A 17,777-nucleotide genomic window follows, 5' to 3' on the forward strand; every position below is an offset into this window, starting at 1 on the left:
AGATCAGGTCAGCGGCATGGGTGTCATCGCAGCGGCAAGACGCGGTAACCAGTCCACCAGGCCCGGCACGGCGATGATCAAAGCCAAAACCGCCACCTGCAAGCCAACGAAAGGCAACGCCCCCCGATAGATATCCTGGGTTCTCACGTCCTGGGGGGCGACGCCGCGGAGATAGAAGAGAGCGAATCCGAAGGGTGGCGTGAGAAAGGACGTTTGCAGATTGGCCCCGATCATCACGCCAAACCAGATCAGAGCATCGGGGCCCAGCAGCTGCCGCGCTGCTGGTAAAAGCAACGGCACTGCAATGAAGGCGATTTCAAAGAAATCGATGAAGAAGCCGAGCAAAAAGATGATCAGCATGCTGAACACCAGGAATCCAACCCGACCTCCCGGGAGGTTGAGGAGCACATCAGCAATGAGTTGATCGCCGCCGACTCCTCGGAAGACAAGACTGAAGGCGGTGGATCCCAGCAGGATCGCCATCACCATGGCTGTGGTTCTCATCGTGCTTTCGCACACGTTGGAGAGTTGCTTGCGGCTGAAGCCTCCATTGAGAGCGGCCAGAAGGATGGCGCCTACCGCACCAATCACGCCCGCTTCCGTTGGGGTGGCGATGCCGAAAAAGATGCTCCCCAGCACGATCAGGATCAAGGACAAGGGCGGCAGCATCGATTGCACCAGCTGCAGCGGCTGGGTGGTGCCCAGCTCCGATTCAGGGAGCTGGGGTGCGAGTTCGGGCTTGATCGCACTGATGATCAGCACATAGATCGCAAACACCGCAGCCATCAGCAGGCCAGGAAGCAAGGCGCCCATGAAGAGGTCTCCAACGGAGATTCCCAACTGATCGCCGAGCACGACCAGCACGATGCTTGGAGGGATGATCTGGCCCAGGGTGCCCGAAGCCACGATCACGCCCGTGGCCAGAGTTTTGTCATAGCCAGCCTTCAACATGGCCGGCAGGGAAATCATGCCCATGGTGGTGACCGTTGCAGCGACCACCCCGGTGGTGGCGGCAAGCAGTGAGCCAACGAGCACGACGGCGAGGGCCAGTCCGCCGCGGACGCGTCCCAGCAGGCGACCCATGCTCTCGAGCAAGCGTTCAGCGATGCCTGAACTTTCCAGCATCGATCCCATAAACACGAAGGCCGGGATTGCCAGCAACGTGAAGTTGCCCATGATTCCCAGAATTCGTTGGGGGAGCGCCGTGACGAATTGAGGTTCGATTTCGCCGCTGAGCATCCCGAGCAACGCGAAGATCACACCGATGCCCCCCAGGCAGAAGGCCACAGGGAATCCACTGAGCAGGGCCACGATCAGGGCCAGAAACATGCCGGGTGCGAGGACCGCTGAGGGGTCGAAACTCAGCACCCAACCCATGGATTCAATTTCAATCACAGGTCCTTTTCTCCCTGAGCGGGGTGCTGGTTATCAGATGGCTCATCCCCGTGCATCAGCTTCCAGCGCAGCCGCAAGGATTCCGCCACTCCCTGGAGACCCAGCAATAGAAACCCCACTGGGATCAGCGACTTCAGCCAGGTGCGAGGTAACCCACCAGGATCGGGAGACATCTCTCCAATGCTCCAAGCGCGCAGCGCTGGTGCCATCGAGAGGGCCATCACCCCAAAGGCAAATGGCAGCAATAACAGGAGCAAAGAACGGAGTTCTTGACGATCTCGGCGGCGGGCGCTCCAGCGGCTTTGCAGCACATCAACGCGAACGTGGCCGTTTTTTTGCAGCGTCCAGCCCAGTCCGAGCAAGAAAATGAGATCGAATAAGTACCACTGGGCTTCGATCAGCCCGTTGCTGCTCAGGTTGATCCCGATCGCTGATCCCACATAGCGGCCCACCACATTCCAGAAGCCGATCGCGAGCATCAGCAAGACCGACCAGCGCGCAACCCAGGCGGCAGCAGCATTGATTCCGTCGAGCATGCGCGCCAGACCTGCCAAGCGACCGTTCATCGCTGCTCTCCTGGTTGATCGCCCTCGCTGCTGTCATCAAATTCAGCGAGCGGCAATTCATTGATGGTGTTCCAGCTTCTGGTGTCTCGGCGGAACAGGCGCCAGCGCTCGAGCAGCGCTTTAAACCCTGCATCGGCATCGGCGAGCTCCTGGAAGATCTCCGAGCTAGCGCTGCGGGCGGCTTTGAGAATGTCGTCGCTGTAGCGCTCGAGCTTGATGCCTTGGCGGGTGATGCGTTGCAAGGCTTCGCTGTTTCGCCATTCGTAATCGCTCAACATCCCCAAGTTGGCTTCGTAGCAGGCCGTGCTGAACATGGCTTGATACTCCTTGGGGAGGTCGGACCAGGCTTTGCGGTTAACCAGCGCCATCAGCGTTGGACCCGGCTCCCACCAACCAGGGTAGTAATAGTGCTTTGCGGCTTTTGCCAAGCCAAGCTTTTCATCGTCATAGGGGCCGGTGAATTCGGCGGCATCGATCGTGCCCCGCTCGAGAGCCAGGTAAATCTCTCCACCAGGAAGCACCTGGACATTCACGCCCAATTTGGCCATCACCTTTCCCCCTAGCCCGGGGATACGCATCTTCAAGCCCTGGAGAGATGCAAGATTTTGGACCGGTTTTTTAAACCACCCTCCCAGTTGTCCGCCCGTGTTCCCGGCCGGGAAACTGATCGCTCCGAAATCCGCAAATAGGGCATTCATGTCCTCGTTGCCGCCGCCGTAATAAAGCCAGGTGTTTTGCTGTTGGGCAGACAAGCCAAACGGTACGGCCGTTCCAAAGGCAAAGGCTGGGTTTTTGCCGATGTAGTAGTAACTGGCGGTGTGGCCGCATTCCACCGAACGGGCTTGAACGGCATCCAGCACTTCCAGGCCGGGGACGATTTCGCCCGCTGCAAAAGGTTCAATTCGGAAGGCTCCACCACTCATCGCCTCGACGCGTTGGCAGATGGTGACGGCCCCCCCATAGATGGTGTCGAGGGAGACAGGCCAGCTGGTGGCCATGCGCCAGCGCACTTGAGGAAGGCCGCTTGCGCGCGTCTCTTCCGCTCGGCGGATGGTGCAGGCACTCAAAGCTGCAGCCGCTGCAGCTGCCGTTGCCGCCTGACCACTGCTGCGAAGCAGCTGCCGTCGTTGCATGGCTTGCATCCTCAGGGAGCCCGTCGATTCAGCGACGGCACAGCCATGGATCTTATCGAGCAGTTCTTTTCCCTCTGTTTCGTCTGATTTTTTGTCTGTCAGTGGTCTGCCAGTGGTCTGCAAAAAAGGCCCCCCGCCTTGGCGAGGAGCCCTGTACCTCTTTTCCGTTGAACGCGTGGTCTTCACCTGGTGGTTACCAGGGTGTTTCAGCTTTCCACCTTCACCGACACGGTGGTGCGGTTGTCGCTTTTTGCGGCCCTGATCTCAAGAATGCCGTCGCGATAGGAGGCTTCTAATTGGTCGCGATCGAGCGGCTTGGCGAAACGAAAACTGCGACTCCATGTTCCGGTTCGGAACTCACTCAGCAATTGCTGCGCGTCTGCTTCTGCATCTGCGTTTGCGTTTGCGTCTGCATTTGCTTCAGCGTTTGCTTCTGCAGGGGTTGGGTTGGCTGCCGCCGGAATGGTTGGTGGTCGTTCAGCGCTGATCACCAGCGAACGATCCGTGGCTTTGACATCAATGGACTCACGGTCGACGCCTGGTAGTTCCAGCCGCACGGTGTAACTGGCGTTGGTTTCGATGACTTCGGCGGCAGGAACGCGCTCAGCTTGTGAAACTTGCTGCTCAAGGCGATCCAGTAAATCGAAGGGTGATGTGCGAAGGGTGATCATGGGTAAATCTCAAATTGGCTGTGAATTTCAGGAAGTTTGTGTTTCCCGCAACGCCAATCTGCGCTGAATTGATCTCAGCTGGGAGCGTAAGAACCGTCCGTTTTGGTACGGCCTAGACCACCAGGTTCGGTTGCTGCTACTGAGAAGTCGTGAGAGCCGAACTCTGATGGACCTGGATCCAACCGCCTCTTTCTGAACAAGGAAGGATCTTGCGTGTGAACTCCTGAATTCCTATCGCCAAAAAAGAACATTGAGGCCTTGTTGATGAAACAAGGGAGGCTTTCCGGCTTGCTTGATCATCGAGCGATCAACAGGACGGTCGATGGCGTGGGGCTTGGTAGGAGGATGGCCACCAACCACGCGTCTTTGTATGGCTACCTCCGCCTCCCGTTCGGCAGCCGGTCTTAGGCGGAGTTTGGGGCCGGGGATTTTGATGGCGGGGGCTTGTATTGGCGGGTCTCACTTGATGTCGTCGACGACGGCTGGAGCTCGGTTTGGCTTCGCGTTGTTGGGCCTGATCCTGCTCACCAATTTGGTGAAGTATCCATTCCTGCGCGTGGGCACGCGCTTTACCGCGGTGACTGGATTGACGTTGTTGGAGGGGTTTCAGCGCCGTAATCGCTTCTATCTTCCGCTGTATCTCCTGGTCAGTTTGGTGACAGGAACGCTCACGATTGCGGCAGTCAGCTTTGTGGCTGGGCTCTTGCTGACCAATGTGCCGCTTTTGGCGAATTTCAATACGTTCGGCTTGGCCATCGCCGTGCTGGCTGTAAGTGGCTTGATCCTTTTGCTGGGGCATTACCGGGCGCTGGATCGTCTTTCGAAAGTTCTGGTTGTTCTGTTGACCATTCTTTCCGGCGTGGCCGCGGCAACCCTGTTGTTGCGCGGTTCTGTTGGGGATGTGGCAGCCACCTGGGTGGGCACGATTCCGTCTCCCTGGACAGCCGCAAACCTGGCCTTTCTGATCCCCTTGATGGGTTGGATGCCTGGTCCGGTGGAGATGTGTGTTTGGCCGTCGTTGTGGATGTTCTCCCGCGCTCAAGACAGCCAGCATTCGGCGTCTTTGAAGGAGGCTGAATTTGATTTCAACCTTGGCTATGCGGTCACGGTGGTGACGGCCGTCTTCTTTGTGATTTTGGGGGCCTACACGATGTATGGCACCGGTGAGGGAATGTTCGCCGGTAGTGGGGTGTCTTTTGCTCAGAACCTCATTCGTCTCTACACCGAAGCGATGGGTGGCTGGGCTGCTTGGGTGATTGTGCCGGCAGCCTTTGCAGCGATGTTTAGTACCACGCTCACCTGTTTGGATGCGTACCCGCGCAGTATTTCAGCGATCCAAGGGTTGCTGCAGGGGTCCGATCGCGGCGATTTGGCCTCGGCTCCTCAGCAGCGTCGGCTGTCTGTGTGGCTGGTGCTGCATCTCTTCGCTGCTTTGGTGGCCTTGCTGTTTGCCTTCAGTGGGGGGATTGGAGTGAAAGATTTCGTCTTCGGTGCGATGACCGGAAGCTTTTTGACAGCTCCCTTGTTTGCCTGGATGGCGATGGACACGATGAACAGTGACTTGGTGGCTGTGGAGCACCGCGATGGTCCCGCCATGAAAGGGCTCACTTGGTTTGGATTGGCCTTTTTGACAGGCTTCAGCTTGCTGTTTATCGGTTGGTCGGCGTTTGGTTGGGGTGCCTGAACAAGTAGTCACCCTGCTCACTTCAGCCTGCTCATTTCAGTCTGAGCATTTCAGTGGTTAAAGCCACCACCAGCTGGAAAAAGCAGCGGCCTGACCGCAGACGTCATTGTTGTCATCCCATAGGGGCCAAATCTGAGCGTTTTGAATCATGAAACGCCGGCCCTCATAATTGATTCGGATCCCGCAATAGCCTCTGAAGCCAGCGCGTTGATGGGCTTGCTGAAGGGCGCTTGCACGCTCGCGTCGCGCACTCTCTTCAGCCGTCAGCCGGGAGGGCATGCCCACCATGGTCTGCCAACGGTGCCCCCAGAGCCGCAGAGCTGTGCTGTTGGCATAGGTCAGCAACGGGTCAGCCCTGTGGTCATGGGCTAGGACGGCCATGGGACTCGCGAACAGCTCTTGCGCTGCTGTGCGCTGGAACTGGACGTCCTGATCACACACCAGGAGATGTTGCGCAAAAGCCCGTTGATAGGAGATCAGCAAGCGCTGGCTTAACGCCTGGGTCTCGGGTCTCAACCAGGGAGCGCTGGTGCTTGGAATCATGCCCGTCATGGCCTATTTCCCCGCTGCCATCGCCTCCAACATGGCCTGTTGCGCCATGGCTTGGCCCTGGTCGCGCAGGTGCTGCAAGAAACGGGGGCGGGCCTCCGGGAAGCGGGGCTCTTCTGCCAGAGGCAGTTCTCCCGCCGCGTCCAGTCCCGTGTCCCCTTCCATGGCCGGGGTGATCACCACCAGGTCTCCGTCGAGGCCAGCGTCGTAGCGCCACCAGAGCGTTGGATCCAGAACCGCAGGATGGGGAGGATTGAGTTCGCTGCTGCTCGCGTCGAGCGCAAGCGGTTCTTCTTCTGCGTTGTTGGTGCTCTCAGCAATCGTTTGGAGTGCCTGAAGGCGATGGGCGGCCAGGTCTTCCAGCAGCTTGGCTCGCGTGCGACCACGCAGCTGAAACAACACAAACGGATCTTCGCTGAACCGTTCACCCATCAAGAAATAAACGGCGCTGATGTGTTTACAAGGGTTGGCTTTATCAGGGCAGCTGCATTCGCTCCGCACTTCCTGAAGCTTGAAGGGGAACAGACGCCGACCACTGGCAGCAAAGGCCCGTTCGATGTCGGCTGGCATGATCCCGGCCAAGAGTTGAGCGGACCAGCGGGCTTTCATCGTGAGCGCTTCGAGCACATAGCGCCAATCCTCATCTTTGAGAACGTCGAGCCAGAGCTTCACCTTGTAGGGATCTTCGTCGGTGCCCTGAACGCGGGCATGCACCCGCCTGCCTTCAAAACGAATGGAGGTCACATGCCCTTCACGGGCGTAGGCCCAAGCCCGTTCCAAGCGCTTCTTGAAGCGGTAGGAATTGATCAGCTCCATCCATTGCTCAACCCACCAGGGTTGCTGGGAGAGACCGTCGTCACTCATCGATGTGTTGATGCCGCCTGGTGGGGTGATGCTCATGTTGAGGTGTCCTCCAGGCTCACGAGCTCTTTGAGTTGTCCCATCTCAAGGCCTCCAAGCCAGTCTTCGCCGGAGCCAATGATGTCTTCAGCCAGCCTTGATTTCTCGCGGATCATTCGGTCAATTTTCTCTTCGACGGAGCCGCTGGTAATGAACTTATGCACCATCACCCGGTTCGTTTGTCCGATGCGATACGCCCGGTCTGTGGCTTGATTTTCAACGGCGGGGTTCCACCAGCGGTCGATGTGAAAGACGTGGCTGGCGCGCGTGAGGTTGAGGCCGACGCCGCCAGCTTTGAGTGACAGCAGGAAAAGCTGCGGCCCGCGCGGATCCTCTTGGAAGCGATCAACCATGGCTTGCCGTTCCGTTTTGCTGGTGCTGCCGCTGAGGAAGGGCACTTCACTGCGCCAGCGTCGCTGCAAATAATCCTGGAGCAACTTGCCCCATTCCGCGAACTGGGTAAACAGCAAGGCTCGATCCCCTGCTTCAACCACCTCGTCAAGAATTTCTTCGAGGCGCTGGAGCTTCACCGACCGCTTGAGGAAATCCTCGCTGGCGCCCTGTTCCTTGAGGGCAAGGGCCGGGTGGTTACAGATCTGCTTGAGCTTGGTGAGCAGCCCCAACACCTGACCATGACGTTTGCCGCGAGGGGCGCGGGCAATGGCATCCAAGGTGTCTTCAACGGTTTTCGCATACAGCGACTTCTGCTCTTTGCTCAGACCCACCCATTCGCTCAATTCCACCTTCTCGGGCAGATCCGAGATGATCGCTTTGTCGGTTTTCAGGCGTCTGAGGATGAACGGTCCCACCCGGGCTTTGAGGTCGCGCAGCGATGACAGGTCTCCATAACGCTCAATCGGCATGCGGTAGCGATGTCGGAAGAATTCCTCTTCTCCCAGCACCCGTGGGTTGAGAAAGTCCATCAGGGCCCAGAGCTCACTGACCCGGTTTTCGACAGGTGTACCGGTGAGAGCGATCCGGAAGCGGCTGTTCTTTTTCGGACGGGCCAGGTCACGGGCGGCTTGGCTTTGTTTCGCGGAAGGGTTCTTAATCGCCTGCGCTTCATCGATCACTAGACCCTGCCAATCGTGGCTTTCCAGCAGTTCGCTGTCGCGTTGCAACAGGCCGTAGCTGGTGAGCACGAGATCGACATCCTTCAGTGCCTTCTTCAGGGCTGCTGGGGTGCTGGGGCGTTTTGGACCGTAGTGCTCATGCACCTTGAGCTCAGGTGTGAACGCTGTTGCCTCCCGCTTCCAGTTGGTGAGCACGGATGTGGGTGCAATCAAAAGCACCGATCGCTTGAGTTCGTTTTCTGCCTTGAGGTGTTGCAGAAAGGCCAGCAGTTGGATGGTTTTGCCGAGGCCCATGTCATCGGCCAAGCAGGCGCCTTGGTCGAAACGATGCAGGAAGGCAAGCCAGCCGAGCCCTCGCTCTTGGTAGGGCCTGAGTTGACCTGAAAATCCTTCGGGGGCGGGGAGGGGGTCTGGCGCTTTTTGCTGGTGGTATTGCTCCAGCACGGCTTGTAGCCGCGGACCGGCATCAAATTGATGCACCGGCAGGCGCATCATCGTGTCGCCTTCGGTGGCTGTGAGCCGAAGCGCGTCGTCGAGGCTTAGGTCTGGATTGGCGGCGCAGAAGCGCTCAGCATTTTTGAGGTCATTGGGGCGTAGTTCGATCCAAGCCCCTTTGTGACGCACCAGAGGGCTGCGCTTTCCCGCCAGTCGCTCAAGCTCGCGCAAGGTCAGCGTCACCCCGCCGATCATCAGCTCCCAACTCCAGTCGAGATTTTCACCGAGCGTGAAGCCTCGCGAGCGCTCCGAGAGCTCTGCCTGGATGGCGAGGCCAAGCCGGCTGGCCAACCCTCCCGAGAGGCTTGGTGGTAGGTCAACGCCAACACCCACATCCCGCAGTTGCCTGGCTGCTGTGCGCACCAAAACAAACGCTTCAGCGGGTGTGAGCTGCATGCTCTCTGGTGTGGCGCTATCCAATCCGCGCTCAATGGGCTGGAACACGGTCAGCGCTCGGCCCATGCCCTCGAGCAAGACTTCGCTGGGGTGATCCACCTTGACTTCCCCAAGCTGGAGACCGCTGGGGCCTGCCGCCCAGGCCGCCCCCGCGGGCAGCTTGAGGGTTGGGTCAGCTTCCGCTTGCAGAAAGAAGCGCAGTGGCCAGAGCTCCTCATCGTCCGCTGGTGTTGCCAGTTCCAAGCAGGCACGGGCTGCTGCCACATTTCCAGCCACCCCTTCACGCCAATGATTGCTGGCGGTGGCTAAGCGTTCAGTCTCCTCATCATTGAGTTGAATCACCCCCGTCTCTGAGCTCAAGGCCTCCTCCCAGGCGCGGAGCAGGGGATCCAATCCGTCATGGTCAGGGGTGAAGCCCTTGCGCAGTTGCGCGTCCATCAGGTCGGCCAACAGCGTGGCAACCCGGAGTCGTCCGCTGCGCGGCCGGCAGCAAGCCACTGGATTCGCGGCGCGCATGGCTTCTGGTCTGAGCCTGGTGATTCGGTTGCTGCGTTTGCCGGTTGGTTCTCGCCAAGGCAAGGCACAGGTGGCAACGAGAGGGAGTCCTGAGGCCAGGTCCTCAAGACGGCGCCGGTCTTCTTCCCGGTTCAGGAGTGGCACCCAGCGGGCGCGATGGGGATAGCCCTCGCCCTTGCTCAGCTCCACCTGCGGCAGCCAGCGGCTGCGGGCGACGAGGCTGAGGGACCAACGCTGCATGTGACTCCACCAGCGCAACTCATCAGCCAGATCCGGATGTCGTCCGGAAAGAGGAAGACTGGAGAGCCAGGCGGTGGCGGCCATCGGCTCAATCGCCAGGCCCTGCACCTGCCAAGGCCACCACTCTGTTTGTTTGGGGATGGGTTCTCCAGCTTGCAAGGGGAGGCCTGTCCAGCCCGGTTCTTCAGTGCTGCTGGTCTCTGTTCCGCGCTTCTTTCGGGGCTTCACGCTGCGGCTCGGCAGGGTGAGGCATGCCGTGGCATCAATGATGCCGTCGGGCAAGAGATCCCGTTCCGTCAGCAAGGCACGGAGATCGTCTGGGCTGAGGGTGAAGGGATGAAGCGCAGGGGTCGTCGTTGGGCCAGCAGGCTCGGCAACGCGCCAGGTGTCAGCCCACACCAAAAGGGCAGCTCGTCCAGAGCTGCTAGGAGTACGAATGGCCGGAAGCCAGGTGGCGTGCAGCAGGCTCATGGCCGCGACGCAGAAAACATGCGTTGGGTTCCGTAAAGCACGAGTGCGCTGCCGACCAACGGCAACCACCCAATGAGGAGATCCAATGCCAATATTGCCAGGGCATCGGCCCCTGCCAAGGGGGAAGGTAACGACATTCCCAGGCTTCGTAACCCACAGACGGCTCCAACGAGCCCGGCCCGTAAGTGGGAGTCGTTGGAGTCAACGCGTTCTAGGTGGAAGGCCAGAAGGCCATAAAACAATCCGCAGCCACCGGATCGCACGGCCATTTCAAGTCCAAATGGAAGGCTAAAAAGCCCGGCCGTTAGCCCAGCAAGGCAGGCCCAGCCCAGGGAGAGGCGGCGCAGTCGATCGCGGCTGTCGGTGGAAGGAGACGGTGCGACGACGGGGCGCGGCGGCTCAGGGGCGATCATGACCGTTCTATCTGCTGTTTACGCGGAATCCGCCATGGCTGTTGCACGTTCGTCGCGATCCGCTGCTGCCACCCCCCGCACTGGTGCTGAGATTCGGGCGGCATTCCTGAGCTTCTACGAGGCGCGGGGCCACAAGGTGATGGCAAGTGCCTCCTTGATTCCTGAGGATCCAACGGTGTTGCTCACCATTGCGGGGATGTTGCCGTTTAAGCCGGTCTTCCTTGGGCAGCAGAAGCGACCAGCTCCGCGAGCCACCAGTAGCCAAAAGTGCATTCGCACCAACGACATTGAGAACGTGGGCCGTACGGCGCGGCATCACACGTTTTTTGAGATGCTCGGCAACTTTTCGTTTGGCGATTACTTCAAGCAGCAGGCGATTGAGTGGGCCTGGGAGCTGAGTACGGATGTCTTTGGTATCGATCCGAAGCATTTGGTGGTGAGTGTCTTCCGTGAAGACGATGAGGCGGAACAGATTTGGCGCGATGTGGTGGGGGTGAACCCCAAGCGGATCATCCGCATGGATGAAGCCGACAACTTTTGGGCCTCTGGCCCGACCGGGCCCTGTGGCCCTTGCTCGGAGATCTATTACGACTTCAAGCCCGAACTTGGTGACGAAGGAATCGATCTCGAGGACGACGACCGCTTCATCGAGTTCTACAACTTGGTGTTCATGCAATACAACCGCGACGCTGAGGGCACCCTCACGCCGCTTGCGAACAGGAACATCGACACCGGTCTGGGCCTGGAGCGGATGGCTCAGATTCTGCAGAAGGTGCCCAATAACTACGAAACCGATCTGATCTTTCCGTTGATCCAGGCTGCGGCCGATCTGGCTGGGGTCGACTACCACCAGATCGACGACAAGGGAAAAACGTCGCTCAAGGTGATCGGAGATCACAGCCGGGCGATCACGCAGCTGATTTGTGATGGCGTTACGGCGAGCAACCTCGGCCGCGGCTATATCTTGCGCCGTCTCTTGCGCCGGGTGGTGCGGCACGGCCGTTTGCTGGGCATTCACAAGCCTTTTCTTGTCACGATGGGAGAAGCTTCGATCGCCCTTCTCCAGGACGCCCACCCCTCGGTGCTTGAGCGCCAGGGGGTGATCTTGGCCGAGCTTCAGAGGGAGGAGTCGCGCTTTTTGGAAACCCTGGAGCGTGGGGAGAAGTTGTTGGCAGATGTTCTGGAGAGCAAGCCCAAACAGATCAGTGGTGCCCAAGCATTTGAGCTCTACGACACCTATGGCTTCCCTCTGGAGCTCACCCAGGAAATTGCTGAAGAGCAAGGCCTCGATGTTGACCTGGCTGGATTCGAGCAGGCGATGGAGCAACAGCGTCAGCGGGCGAAGGCCGCGGCGGTCAGTATCGATCTCACGCTCCAGGATGCGATCGATCAAGTGGCAGCTGATCTCAATGCCACAGCATTTGAGGGATATGAACTGCTAACGCCGACCAACAGCAGCGTGCAGGCCTTATTGGTTAATGGCGAAGCCGCTACAGCCGCCTCGGATGGTGATGCGGTGCAGGTGGTGTTGGACCGCACCCCTTTTTATGGAGAAGGCGGTGGTCAGGTGGGTGATCGCGGCCTTTTGGTGAGTGATGGCCGGGATGGCAACGGCTTGATTGTCGTGATTGAGGGCGTTAGCCGTAACCGTGGGGTGTTCGTCCACAGCGGCAGGGTTCAGCGTGGCCGCCTCGAAGTGGGTGATCTGGTGCATGGTCAAGTGGATCGCGCCTGTCGCCGTCGCGCCCAGGCGAATCACACGGCGACACATCTGCTGCAAGCAGCCTTGAAGCAGGTGGTGGATCCGGGAATAGGGCAGGCAGGATCGCTCGTTGATTTTGAGCGACTGCGCTTTGATTTCCACTGCTCAAGGGCCGTGAAACCTGGCGAACTTGAGCAGATCGAGACCTTGATCAATGGCTGGATCAGCGATGCTCACGGTCTTGAAGTCAATGAGATGGCCATTGATCAAGCGAAGGCGGCTGGTGCCGTGGCGATGTTCGGCGAGAAGTATGCCGATGTGGTTCGCGTGGTTGATGTTCCGGGCGTGTCGATGGAGCTTTGTGGTGGCACACACGTGAGCAACACGGCCGAGATTGGTTTGTTCAAGATCGTGAGTGAGAGTGGTGTTGCGGCTGGGATCCGCAGAATTGAAGCGTTGGCGGGTGCTTCCGTGCTGGCCTATCTCAATGAGCGTGAGGCCGTGGTGAAGCAGCTTGGTGATCGCTTTAAGGCACAACCCGGCGAGATCGTTGAGCGCGTGTCGGCATTGCAGGAGGAGCTGAAGAGCAGCCAAAAGGCGTTGACTGCGGCCCGGGCTGAATTAGCTGTCGCGAAGTCAGCGGCCATGGCTACCCAAGCTGTAGCGGTTGGTGACTATCAGCTGTTGGTGGCTCGCCTTGATGGTGTGGATGGTGATGGATTGCAAGGTGCCGCTTTGGGATTGCTCGACCAGTTGGGCGATGCCTCTGCTGTTGTGCTGGGAGGTTTGCCTGACCCGAGCGACCAAGGAAAAGTGATTTTGGTGGCAGCTTTTGGCAAAGCCGTCATCGCGAGTGGTCAGCAGGCGGGGAAATTCATTGGCTCGATTGCCAAAATTTGTGGTGGCGGCGGCGGAGGTCGCCCGAATCTTGCTCAGGCCGGTGGACGCGATGGTTCTGCTCTCAATGCGGCGCTTGAGGCGGCCAATGAGAAGCTCATTTCTTGCCTTGATGATTGAAATAGGGTTAAAAATATTATGAGTTTCAGGCCGATACCGATAAGTATTTCTTCAGAGTCAGGATAATGGAATGTCAAGCCAAATGTTGCCTAATAGATGGCCTTAAGTTTGTGGTTTTAGCTCTTAATTGATCAAATGAAATCGGGAGTTGTGGCCTCCATTCCGTCTGATCCGGCTCCTCGCCCACTACATGTTGCCGAAGCTCTTGATGTCGTTTGGAAGCGTACTGCTTGTGACAGAGATCCGCCCATAAAACCTCCGGTGTAATAAGCCATGGCTGGGTTTCCACTGAAGGATCTGCACACGTAATTCAGAACGATGGGCTCAGGCTCAGGCTCAGGCTCAGGTTCAGGTTCAGGTTCAGGCTCAGGTTCAGGTTCTGGCTCAGGTTCTGGCTCAGGTTCAGGTTCTGTTTGTTCATCTTTCTCTTCCGTTTTCTCTTCTTCTTCCTCTTCTTCCTCTTCCTCTACAACAACTTCTTCCTCTTCTTTTTTGGGTAACTTGTTGTCAGGAACAACTAGGTTGTTAGCCCCCCTCAGGCGAGGGTAGGGTTGCCGTGATGCAATGAGCCAATCAGATCCGAGAATGGAAAGAAGTTCTTGATTGGGTAATCCATAAAGTTGTTGATAAACGAGGCTGATGACGTGGCTTTCTGGGAGAAGGATCTGTCCTCCCATAGTGTCCTGAACGAGTTGTGAAAATCGCTCTTGTGACATCACATTGCGGCTGATGAGACCCCCATTAGCATCCAATACAGCTTCTTCTCCTGCTTGGATCTCGATGCCTGATTTGGCTTGTGTCAGCTGATTTGATGGTGCATTGGCGGGTGCAGAAATGGATTGACCGAGCACGGACATATCACCCCCTACGGCCAATTGCACAGGACGTCCGCTGTTGAATTCACTCGTCTGCCATGGGACAGGGGTGGCATGTGCCTGTCTCTGGAGATTTGGATCGTTGATGAACCCTCCGTTGGTACCGAATCGGTAGCTGACCTGTCCGCCAATCACGGTGTCGAGTAGTTCGTCGTACTGCCCATAGGCCGAGAGGCTTACGTTTTCTCCTACCGGGACGTTGAGTCCGACCCTTCCCCCGCCGTAGGTGTTGCCGATGCCATGCATCACGTAGGGAGATAAGGACAGCAGCACTGACTGTTGACCGAGATCCATCACAGGGATTCCGATCTGGCCGATGGCAAATCCAAGATTGTTATCGCAGCTGTCTACGGGAATTCCACCCGTGGCTCCAAATTGCCATCGGCCTTTTTGCCATTGGCCGCCAACGGCTAATTGTGAGTGGAAACACCCTGGAGTTTCCCAGCCGTCATAACCAACTAGTAATGAGCTGATGCTGCGGTTATTGGGATCAAACCACTTGTAGCCAAACTCAGTACTTGCTCCCCATGAGCTGTCGAAATTGCTACTGGCTGTTGAGTAATTGTAGAAAAGTTTGCTGCCCTCTCTCTGGCTGAGCGGGATGAAAAATGATGCATCACCCAGGATGAGCCCCGCGGCTTGTCCGAGCGTGTTGCCGCCTGCATTGCTTCCCCATGCGCTCGAGCCAAAGCCGATAACAGGGTTGAGGCGTGGATATTGCTCGAGAATATTGGGCTCTATTTGATCTGACGCTGTGTTTCCTTCTTCGGAGATGCTGGCTGCGCCGCTTAAGACTGAAAGGCGGTATCCCCCTTCATTGAGAGCGTTTAATACGTATGTCGTTCCACGGATACCCAGCACCTTGCTGCCAAGGCAAGCACTTTGCGGTCCATTAATCAGAACTTGGCCTTGGTCGAGGCGGAAACACTCCTCGCCAAGCTTGATCAAGCTGTTGTTTCCTAGAAATCCCAGGGCACGGCGATCAAACAAAAGCTCAGCACGGCTGTTGCCAGTACTTAGTTCTTGACCGCTATCAGCTGTTTGCTTAATACTCGCTTGCTTCTTATCAATGAATACCTCCTTCCCGTCAACGATTCGCCTGATCATGGCGGATTGAAATGGTGCAGCAATAGCGGGCACCGTCAATGAAGAGATTGCCAGCACACCCAGCAGGCTTTGTCTCAATTTCATCTACGCCTATTTCACTGGACATCACATAGGAGTGATAAAGGCTGAACTGTTACTGCGGAGTGGCGGTTTGTAGGGCGAACACCCTTTGTGGTTTCTGCCCTCTGATCGGAAATTCACCGAGATCATCAAGAGGCCATTGATCACCGATCAGTTCTGCTACTGCTTCGCTCATCACGATCGTGCGTTTGCATTGCTTCGCGATTTGTTCGAGTCGGCTTGCTGTATTCACTGCATCACCGATGACCGTGTAATCCATTCGGCTGTTGCTTCCGATGTTGCCACTGACGACCCATCCATAGCTAAGAACGATCACCTGGGCCCAGGGCTCTTGACCCTCCGAAATCCAGGCCTGATTTAAAGCTTCGAGACGTTCTTGAATAGCAATGGCGGTTTTGATTCCTGCTTCTGCATTTATGGCTCCACTGCGTTGTACGGGAGCTCCAAAAACGGCGAGCGTGGCATCGCCGATGAATTTGTCGACAGTGCCTTGCTGCGTGTGGACTGCTTCAACAACCTCACTGAAATAGGCATTGAGTCTGTCCACGAGTTTGTGCACTTCGCCTTTCGCGGTCATGGATTGCGTAAATGCTGTGAAGCCACGGATGTCGCTCATCAGCACGACAACATCCACAAGCCGACTTTGCAATAAACCTTCGGCGTTGTTGGGCTTGTCTGCGATTTCTGCTGCAACTGCGGGAGACAGGTAGCGCCCCAAGGTGTTGCGTAGACGTCGGCGCTGCCATTGCAGCTTCACAGTGGCATCGGCGCTGGAGATGATGCCTGTGGCGAGAATGGCCACAGCGATGCTTGCGATAGGGAGGACCAACCAGGCTTTGGTGACGAGTACTACCCCCACGAACAAGGTTCCAACTGCTGCAATAGCTGCAACGCCCAGTCTTTGTAACGGGCGTTCCATGCCACTAAGGGCAAGTCCCAGGCCACAAGCGAGGGCGGCCAAGATCAAGTTCCAACCGGGGATGGGTGGAAAGAATTGGAGGATGCGACCTTCAAGTCGATTGGCTACTTCAGTGGCATGAATCTCGACCCCCGGCATTCCCATGGCGCCAGAGAAGACGCTTCGATGTAGGTCTTGGAACACAGCTGCAGTGGGGCCTATTAAAACGATTGCGTCTTGGAACGTTCCTGATTGCTTGAGTGCGGCGTATGCCTTGGGTTCCAGCAGTTCCCAGATTGAAAAGGTAGGGATGGTGCGTGGTGGTCCATAGGGGGCTAGCAGTGAAATCCCTTTGTTTTGGGTTTCTGGGGGTGTATTGAGAAGGGCTGATGCCATACCAAGTGGGACTGCTGGACCAAGCTTTTGTCGCAAATCCATGCTCGTGGTTCCAGGCGTTCTCCTAAGGACGCCATCGCGATCTGGACGGCCGTTGAGAAGCCCGCGTTTGATCGATGGGTGCGCATTCCTTAGGGAAGGGGTGAGATCCAGCAAGGACAACCCGGCAACAGGCCCTTGACTGCTCAGTGCTTGCACACCTAACACCACTTGATTTGCGTGGCGTCGAAGGCTGGCAGCGAAGGTGGCATCGTCTTCTTTGCCATGGCTGCTGGGGGTATCAAAGAGCAAGTCGAAACCAATGACCTTTGCTCCGGCTGCGATCAGGCGACTCAGCACCAGTGCATGGGTGCTACGCGGCCATGGCCATTGACGCAATTGTTGAAGTTCGTTGAGATCACTGAGGTCGGCGTTGGCAGCCTGTTGCAGGCTGAAATCATCAATTGCCACGATGATCAGCTTTTTGGGCACAGTTCTTGGACCGGTGATTTCTTGGGCCCAGTCGGCAAACCACAGTTCTCCCTGGCGCAGCTCTTGTTGTCCGAATGAGCCTGCAAGCGCAATGAATCCGCTAAAGAGCAGGATGGCGCTATGACTTTTAAGCCAACCAAACTTGTTCATTACTTCGTCGCGCTGGGATCGATCAGGCGCCTATTGATGCTTGCCAACTGCTGAGCAGCGGCCTGAAAGCCACCGGCTTGAGTTTCTAGTTGGGTGAGGCATTTCTGGAGTTGAGATTCGTTGCCTTCGTTGAGAGCCTGGATTGAGTCCAGTAGCAGCATGTTCAGTTGATTCCCTTGTTTGCAGCGAGTGCTGCTTAGCGCGAGGATCTCCAAGGCAAGGTCTGCATCGAATAGGGCCAAGCGAAGCAAGGCATCGGAATTGACACGGATGATTTCTGCGGGGCCGCTGTGCACTCGCACCGTTGCGCAATATCGATTGTTGCCGAATAGACCCATCTCTCCGACAATTTCACCTGGCTTGATCCGGGCTAATTCGCGTTGAGAGCTGATCTCAACGCTTAGCTCTCCGCTGAGCACAAGCAGGATTTCGTTTGCATTCTCGTGCTCTTCAATCACGACATCTCCGCTGTCGTAAACCAGAGATTCGGCATCCAGTTCTTTGAGATGAGTGACCAGCAACTGGCTCAGTCGCTGATGGACGCCCAGCATGGTGGTGTAACCAAATGGCCTCTCCTG

13 protein-coding genes are annotated in these 17,777 nt (G+C 57.3%); 2 read left to right on the plus strand and 11 right to left on the minus strand.

Translation table 11 applies throughout. The annotated features are described in order from the left end of the window. Positions 1–3: 3 nt before the first annotated feature. From DXY38_RS05615 to DXY38_RS05630, 4 genes are all read right to left on the minus strand, one after another. Positions 4–1,377 (minus strand): TRAP transporter large permease subunit, encoded by a 1,374-nt coding sequence (locus DXY38_RS05615; RefSeq protein ID WP_170952865.1) that lies wholly within the window; start codon positions 1,375–1,377, stop codon positions 4–6. A gap of 14 nt (positions 1,378–1,391) precedes the next feature. After that, a complete protein-coding gene (locus DXY38_RS05620; protein WP_115070806.1) occupies positions 1,392–1,961 on the minus strand; it encodes a TRAP transporter small permease subunit in 570 nt (189 codons plus the stop codon). Then, complete coding sequence (locus DXY38_RS05625) at positions 1,958–3,094, minus strand: TRAP transporter substrate-binding protein (RefSeq protein WP_115070916.1); 1,137 nt, start codon at positions 3,092–3,094, stop codon at positions 1,958–1,960. The genes DXY38_RS05620 and DXY38_RS05625 overlap by 4 nt, the downstream gene beginning before the upstream one ends. A 206-nt stretch (positions 3,095–3,300) precedes the next feature. Next, the gene (locus DXY38_RS05630) at positions 3,301–3,765 is read right to left on the minus strand and encodes an Hsp20/alpha crystallin family protein (protein WP_115070807.1); all 465 of its coding nucleotides are present in this window, start codon (positions 3,763–3,765) and stop codon (positions 3,301–3,303) included. A 370-nt stretch (positions 3,766–4,135) separates the two neighbouring features. Here DXY38_RS05630 and DXY38_RS05635 point away from each other — a divergent pair, with 370 nt between their 5' ends. Continuing rightward, positions 4,136–5,449 carry an NRAMP family divalent metal transporter gene (locus DXY38_RS05635; RefSeq protein ID WP_115070808.1) on the plus strand — a complete coding sequence of 438 codons (1,314 nt, stop codon included), beginning with the start codon at positions 4,136–4,138 and terminating at the stop codon, positions 5,447–5,449. Between the two features lie 57 nt (positions 5,450–5,506). On the opposite strand, the gene DXY38_RS05640 is transcribed toward DXY38_RS05635, so the two are convergent. The 4 genes from DXY38_RS05640 to DXY38_RS05655 are packed head-to-tail and all read right to left on the minus strand — an operon-like array spanning position 5,507 to position 10,502. Next, positions 5,507–6,001 carry an MEKHLA domain-containing protein gene (locus DXY38_RS05640; RefSeq protein WP_115070809.1) on the minus strand — a complete coding sequence of 165 codons (495 nt, stop codon included), beginning with the start codon at positions 5,999–6,001 and terminating at the stop codon, positions 5,507–5,509. 3 nt (positions 6,002–6,004) lie between these two features. Further along, positions 6,005–6,898, minus strand: coding sequence for an SWIM zinc finger family protein (locus tag DXY38_RS05645; protein WP_115070810.1), 894 nt, complete (start codon positions 6,896–6,898; stop codon positions 6,005–6,007). Next, a complete protein-coding gene (locus tag DXY38_RS05650) occupies positions 6,895–10,089 on the minus strand; it encodes a DEAD/DEAH box helicase (protein WP_115070811.1) in 3,195 nt (1,064 codons plus the stop codon). The genes DXY38_RS05645 and DXY38_RS05650 overlap by 4 nt, the downstream gene beginning before the upstream one ends. Beyond that, positions 10,086–10,502, minus strand: a complete 417-nt coding sequence (locus DXY38_RS05655; protein WP_115070812.1) for a hypothetical protein — start codon at positions 10,500–10,502, stop codon at positions 10,086–10,088. Before DXY38_RS05655 ends, DXY38_RS05650 begins: the two co-directional genes overlap by 4 nt. Before the next feature lie 34 nt (positions 10,503–10,536). On the opposite strand from DXY38_RS05655, the gene alaS reads away from it, so the two are divergent. After that, positions 10,537–13,221, plus strand: a complete 2,685-nt coding sequence (gene alaS, locus DXY38_RS05660; RefSeq protein ID WP_115070917.1) for an alanine--tRNA ligase — start codon at positions 10,537–10,539, stop codon at positions 13,219–13,221. A gap of 131 nt (positions 13,222–13,352) precedes the next feature. On the opposite strand, the gene DXY38_RS05670 is transcribed toward alaS, so the two are convergent. From DXY38_RS05670 to DXY38_RS05680, 3 genes are all read right to left on the minus strand, one after another. Then, positions 13,353–15,203: a hypothetical protein gene (locus DXY38_RS05670; RefSeq protein ID WP_244279022.1), complete on the minus strand. Its 1,851-nt coding sequence runs from the start codon at positions 15,201–15,203 to the stop codon at positions 13,353–13,355. Positions 15,204–15,336: 133 nt separating this feature from the next. Then, on the minus strand, positions 15,337–17,199 hold the full coding sequence (locus DXY38_RS05675) for a CHASE2 domain-containing protein (protein ID WP_115070813.1): 1,863 nt from the start codon (positions 17,197–17,199) through the stop codon (positions 15,337–15,339). Further along, positions 17,199–17,750: a cyclic nucleotide-binding domain-containing protein gene (locus DXY38_RS05680; RefSeq protein ID WP_115070814.1), complete on the minus strand. Its 552-nt coding sequence runs from the start codon at positions 17,748–17,750 to the stop codon at positions 17,199–17,201. Before DXY38_RS05680 ends, DXY38_RS05675 begins: the two co-directional genes overlap by 1 nt. Positions 17,751–17,777 lie beyond the last annotated feature (27 nt).

Source organism: Synechococcus sp. UW179B (genome assembly GCF_900474245.1).
Taxonomy (GTDB): Bacteria; Cyanobacteriota; Cyanobacteriia; order PCC-6307; family Cyanobiaceae; genus Synechococcus_C.

Bases quoted from the DNA above. Each gene is read 5' to 3' on its own strand.
- DXY38_RS05620 (WP_115070806.1), bottom strand. From the start codon at position 1,961: ATGAACGGTCGCTTGGCAGGTCTGGCGCGCATGCTCGACGGAATCAAT.
- DXY38_RS05650 (WP_115070811.1), bottom strand. From the start codon at position 10,089: ATGAGCCTGCTGCACGCCACCTGGCTTCCGGCCATTCGTACTCCTAGC.
- DXY38_RS05675 (WP_115070813.1), bottom strand. From the start codon at position 17,199: ATGAACAAGTTTGGTTGGCTTAAAAGTCATAGCGCCATCCTGCTCTTT.
- DXY38_RS05645 (WP_115070810.1), bottom strand. From the start codon at position 6,898: ATGAGCATCACCCCACCAGGCGGCATCAACACATCGATGAGTGACGAC.
- DXY38_RS05635 (WP_115070808.1), top strand. From the start codon at position 4,136: ATGGCTACCTCCGCCTCCCGTTCGGCAGCCGGTCTTAGGCGGAGTTTG.
- DXY38_RS05640 (WP_115070809.1), bottom strand. From the start codon at position 6,001: ATGACGGGCATGATTCCAAGCACCAGCGCTCCCTGGTTGAGACCCGAG.
- DXY38_RS05615 (WP_170952865.1), bottom strand. From the start codon at position 1,377: ATGGGTTGGGTGCTGAGTTTCGACCCCTCAGCGGTCCTCGCACCCGGC.
- alaS (WP_115070917.1), top strand. From the start codon at position 10,537: ATGGCTGTTGCACGTTCGTCGCGATCCGCTGCTGCCACCCCCCGCACT.
- DXY38_RS05670 (WP_244279022.1), bottom strand. From the start codon at position 15,203: ATGATCAGGCGAATCGTTGACGGGAAGGAGGTATTCATTGATAAGAAG.
- DXY38_RS05680 (WP_115070814.1), bottom strand. From the start codon at position 17,750: ATGCTGGGCGTCCATCAGCGACTGAGCCAGTTGCTGGTCACTCATCTC.
- DXY38_RS05625 (WP_115070916.1), bottom strand. From the start codon at position 3,094: ATGCAACGACGGCAGCTGCTTCGCAGCAGTGGTCAGGCGGCAACGGCA.
- DXY38_RS05630 (WP_115070807.1), bottom strand. From the start codon at position 3,765: ATGATCACCCTTCGCACATCACCCTTCGATTTACTGGATCGCCTTGAG.
- DXY38_RS05655 (WP_115070812.1), bottom strand. From the start codon at position 10,502: ATGATCGCCCCTGAGCCGCCGCGCCCCGTCGTCGCACCGTCTCCTTCC.